This is a genomic window from Arenibaculum pallidiluteum, assembly GCF_017355985.1.
GTDB classification, from domain to species: Bacteria; Pseudomonadota; Alphaproteobacteria; order Azospirillales; family Azospirillaceae; genus Arenibaculum; species Arenibaculum pallidiluteum.
In genome coordinates, this window is sequence record NZ_JAFIQU010000024.1 from 79,559 (window position 1) to 83,916 (window position 4,358).

Annotated in this window: 6 protein-coding genes; all 6 read right to left on the reverse strand. The window is 71.8% G+C overall.

Features of this window, described 5'->3' with window-relative positions; translation table 11 throughout:
- The coding region (gene ccmI, locus JUB13_RS28960) for a c-type cytochrome biogenesis protein CcmI (protein WP_207485612.1) at window positions 1–337 on the reverse strand (337 nt) is incomplete at its 3' end.
- A gap of 1 nt (window position 338) precedes the next feature.
- A complete protein-coding gene (locus JUB13_RS28965) occupies window positions 339–818 on the reverse strand; it encodes a cytochrome c-type biogenesis protein (protein WP_207485615.1) in 480 nt (159 codons plus the stop codon).
- A complete protein-coding gene (locus tag JUB13_RS28970; protein ID WP_207485617.1) occupies window positions 815–1,348 on the reverse strand; it encodes a DsbE family thiol:disulfide interchange protein in 534 nt (177 codons plus the stop codon). Before JUB13_RS28970 ends, JUB13_RS28965 begins: the two co-directional genes overlap by 4 nt.
- An 18-nt stretch (window positions 1,349–1,366) precedes the next feature.
- Window positions 1,367–3,349: a heme lyase CcmF/NrfE family subunit gene (locus JUB13_RS28975; RefSeq protein WP_207485642.1), complete on the reverse strand. Its 1,983-nt coding sequence runs from the start codon at window positions 3,347–3,349 to the stop codon at window positions 1,367–1,369.
- A gap of 5 nt (window positions 3,350–3,354) precedes the next feature.
- Entirely contained in the window at window positions 3,355–3,807 is a 453-nt protein-coding gene (gene ccmE / locus JUB13_RS28980; RefSeq protein WP_207485619.1) for a cytochrome c maturation protein CcmE, read from the reverse strand.
- Entirely contained in the window at window positions 3,804–4,064 is a 261-nt protein-coding gene (ccmD, locus tag JUB13_RS28985; protein WP_207485621.1) for a heme exporter protein CcmD, read from the reverse strand. The genes ccmE and ccmD overlap by 4 nt, the downstream gene beginning before the upstream one ends.
- Between the last annotated feature and the right edge of the window lie 294 nt (window positions 4,065–4,358).

A 4,358-nucleotide genomic window follows, 5' to 3' on the forward strand; every position in this document is an offset into this window, starting at 1 on the left:
CGGGCGCCGCCGGGCCCGCCGCCGCCCCGGCGCCGCCCGCCCCCGCCGCGCGGGGGGCGCGCGGCGCCGGATCTCCCCCGCGCTCCGCGGTGCCGGCGGCGGCGATCATGCGCCGGCCGATCTCGGCGCGGGCGGCCTCGGCCTGGGCCGGGCCGATCACCCCGCGGGCGAGGTCGCGGTCGAGCTCCTTGAGCTGGTCGCGATAGACCTCCAGGTCGTAGGCGGAGCGGTCGGGGGTGGCCTGCCCGGGCGAGGCTTCCGGGCCGCGCATCAGCGGGCGCAGCACGAAGGCGGTCGCCGCCGCGGTCAGCGCGGCCGCCAGGATCCAGAACAGCATCTCAGCGCTCCTCGCCGCCGAGCAGCGCGGCGATGCGGCGCTCCTCCTCGGCGGTCAGCGGCACCTCGGTGCCCGCGGTGCGCCGTCGTCGGCGCAGGAAGATCAGGACCCCGCAGAGCCCAGCGGCCAGGATCGCCGCGGGGCCCAGCCAGAGCGCCAGCGTCTCCGGCTTGAAGGGGGGGCGCAGCAGCACGAAGTCGCCATAGCGCCCGACCACGAAGTCCAGGACCTGGGTGTCGGTGTCGCCGGCCGTGATGCGCTCGCGCACGATGACACGGAGATCCCGCGCCAGGGGGGCGTTGCTGTCGTCGATGCTCTGGTTCTGGCAGACCAGGCAGCGCAGCTCGCGGCTGATCTCGCGCGCCCGCGCCTCCTGCGCCGGGTCGGGCAGGACCTCGTCCGGCTGGACGGCCCAGGCCCCGGGGCCCGGCGCCGCCAGGACCAGGACCGCGAACAGCATCGCCGCGAAGGATCGGATCATCCCTGCAGTTCCCGGATGATCGGCAGGATCTTCGCGTCCAGGTCCTGGGGCATGATCGGGCCGACATGGCGGTAGCGGATGCGCCCGTCCCGGTCGACCACGAAGGTCTCGGGAATGCCGTAGACGCCCCATTCGATCGAGGCGCGACCATCCGTATCGGCGCCGATGCGCGCGAAGGGGTTGCCCTCGCGCTCCAGCATCTCGCGGGCGTCGGCGGGCTTGTCCTTCTGGTTGATCCCCGCGATCTCGATCCCGTACTCGCGCGCAAGGCGCATCAACACGGGATGCTCGATCCGGCAGGGCGCGCACCAGGACGCGAAGATGTTCACGAGCCGCACCTTGCCCTTCAGGTCGGCCGTCGCGAGGCCGGGGGCATCGGAGCCCTCCAGCGGCGCCAGGGAGAACTGGGGAACCGGCTTGTCGATCAGCGCCGAAGGAACCGCGCGGGGGTCACGGGTCAACCCCACGGCGAAATAGACCGCCAGCACCCCGAACAGGATCAGCGGCAACAGGAACAGAAGGCGTTTCATGGGTTCATTCCGCCGGGTTCATTCCGCGGGAACCGGCGCCGCCGGCCGGGCGCGCCGCTCGGGCACGCCGACCCTGAAGCGGCGGTCCGACAGGCTGATGCAGCCGCCGGCGGCCATCACGATGGCGCCGATCCAGATCCAGGGGACCAGCGGGTGGTGATAGATCCGGACCACATGGGCGCCCTGCTCGTCGGGCTTGCCCAGCACGACGTAGAGGTCCGAGACCCAGTTGGTGTGGATCGCGGCCTCGGTGGTCGACTGCCGGGTCACCGGGAAGAAGCGCTCGGAGGGGCGCAGGTCGGCGACCAGGCTGTTCCCCGCGGTGACGCGGAAGCTGCCCAGGGTCGCCACGTAGTTCTCGGCGCGCTCCTGGCCCAGGCCGGTGAAGGCAATGTCGTAGCCCGCGACCTGGACCGTCTCGCCCGGCCGCATCAGCGTGATCTTCTCGGTCATCCAAGCGGTGGAGCCGGTCATTCCGGCGATGGCGATGCCGAGCCCCGCATGGGCGACGGCCGTGCCCCAGGCCGAGCGCGGCAGGTTCACGGCGCGGCGCAGGCTTTCGGCCAAGGGGGCGCGGAACAGCTTCACGCGGTCCGCCAGCTCGGCCAGGGCGCCGAAGAACGCCCAGGCCGCCATGGCGATGCCCACCAGCGCCAGCACCGGCCCGCCCTGATAGGCGTAGAGCGTCGCCAGCACGCAGATCGCCGTCAGCGCCGCCGCGGCCTTCAGCCGGCCGAGCGCGCCGGCGAGGTCCGCGCGCTTCCAGGCCAGCAGGGGTCCGACCGCCATGGCCGCGACCAGCGGCACCATCAGCGGAACAAAGGTCGCATTGAAGAAGGGCGGGCCGACCGAGACCTTGCCGCCGCCGACCGCGTCCAGGAACAGCGGGTACATGGTGCCCAGGAAGACCGTGGCGGTGGCGGTCGAGAGCAGCAGGTTGTTCAGCACCAGCGCGCCTTCGCGCGAGATCGGCGCGAACAGGCCGCCGAGCTTCAGCACCGGCGCGCGCAAACCGTAGAGCAGCAGCGAGCCGCCCATGGCGATCATCAGCAGGGCCAGGATGAAGACGCCGCGCGCGGGATCGACCGCGAAGGCATGGACGGAGGACAGCACGCCCGAGCGCACCAGGAAGGTGCCGACAAGCGACAGGCCGAAGGTCAGGATCGCGAGCAGGATCGTCCAGCTCTTCAGCGCGTCGCGCTTCTCGACGACGATGGCCGAGTGCAGCAGCGCCGTCCCGGCCAGCCAGGGCATGAAGGAGGCGTTCTCGACGGGGTCCCAGAACCACCAGCCGCCCCAGCCGAGCTCGTAATAGGCCCACCAGGAGCCCAGCGCGATGCCGACAGTCAGGCCGCACCAGGCGGCGAGAGTCCAGGGGCGCACCCAGCGCGCCCAGGCGGGATCGACCCGTCCCTCGATCAGGGCTGCCGCCGCGAAGGAGAAGGCGACCGAGAACCCGACATAGCCGAGATAGAGGAAGGGCGGATGGAAGGCGAGGCCGGGATCCTGCAGCAGCGGGTTCAGGTCCTGCCCGTCCAGCGGCGGCGGGTCGATCCGCACGAAGGGGTTCGAGGTCAGCAGGATGAACAGCAGGAAGCCGACACCGATCAGCCCCTGGACCGACAGGACGCGCGCCTTCAGGGTCGGCGGCAGGTTGCGCCCGAACAGCGCGACCGCGGCGCCGAACAGCGACAGGATCAGGACCCACAGGAGCATGGAGCCCTCGTGGTTCCCCCAGACGCCCGTCACCTTGTAGAGCATGGGCTTGCTGGTGTGGCTGTTCTGGACCACGTTCAGCACGCTGAAGTCGCTGACGACATAGGCGTGCATCAGCGCGGCGAAGGCGAGCGCCACCAGCGCGAACTGGCCTAGCGCGGCGGGCTTTCCGACCTCCATCCAGGCGGGCACGCCGCGGGCGGCCCCGGCCAGGGGGAGGCTCGACTGGACGAGGGCGAGGAACAGCGCCAGGACCAGCGCGTAGTGGCCGAGCTCCGGGATCAGGTCCGTTACTCCTTGAGCGTCTTGGTCGCGTGCTCCGGGCCGCCGGCCCGCTTGATCGCGTCGCCGACCTCCGGGGGCATGTAGTTCTCGTCGTGCTTGGCCAGGACCTCGCGGGCGACGAAGGTGCCGTCCGGGCCGAGCCTGCCTTCGGCGACCACGCCCTGCCCCTCGCGGAACAGGTCCGGCACGATGCCCTTGTAGACTACGGGCACCGTATGCGCCGTGTCGGTCACCCGGAAGGCGATGGTCACGCCGTCGGCCAGCCGCTGCACGGAGCCGGTCTCGACCATGCCGCCGAGGCGGAAGCTGCGATCGCCCACTTCGCGGGCCTGCAGGTCGGACGGGCTGTAGAAGAAGACGATGTTGTCCTGGAAGGCGGTCAGCGCCAGGGCCGTGGCGGTGCCGAGGCCGAGGGCAGCCAGCACCAGCATCGAGAGGCGGCGCTTCTTGCGCGTCATGGCTCGGCTCTCCTGGGCTCGGCTCTCCTGGGCTCGCCCCTCCCGGGCTCGACCCTTCCGGCCAGGGGCGCGGACGCGTTCACCTCGGCGGCGCGGCGCCGCCGCGGCCGCTCGCCCTCAAGCGCGCGCAGCAGCGCCTCGCTGCGGCGAAGCCCGCGCAGGGTGGAGACCAGCAGGCCGAGCAGCACGATGGCGGCGATCGCATAGCTGGGCCAGACGTAGGCGGCGTACCCGCCCATGCTGAGGAATTCCGTCATCGTCCTTCGTCACGACCGGGCAAATGTGCCGCCCGTCCCATATGGTCCGATCCCGTGCGGTCCGGAAGGCCCGGCGCCCTCCGCGCGACGGCCTGCCGCACCGGCGCAGGCCGCATTCGTAGCTCCGGGGCCGCGATGGCGCCTTGAGCTAGATCAGAGAACGCGCATCGGCGCAAGCCAAGCGCAGCGCGCGCCGCTCCCGGCGCGCTCACGATCCCGTGTACTGCGCGGCATGGGCCTGAGCGAGGCGGATCATCTGGACCTTGCGCAGGGCGATCTCGGCACGCAGGCGGA

Coding starts and splice junctions, on each gene's coding strand:
- JUB13_RS28970 (WP_207485617.1), bottom strand. CDS start 1,348: ATGAAACGCCTTCTGTTCCTGTTGCCGCTGATCCTGTTCGGGGTGCTG.
- ccmE (WP_207485619.1), bottom strand. CDS start 3,807: ATGACGCGCAAGAAGCGCCGCCTCTCGATGCTGGTGCTGGCTGCCCTC.
- JUB13_RS28965 (WP_207485615.1), bottom strand. CDS start 818: ATGATCCGATCCTTCGCGGCGATGCTGTTCGCGGTCCTGGTCCTGGCG.
- ccmD (WP_207485621.1), bottom strand. CDS start 4,064: ATGACGGAATTCCTCAGCATGGGCGGGTACGCCGCCTACGTCTGGCCC.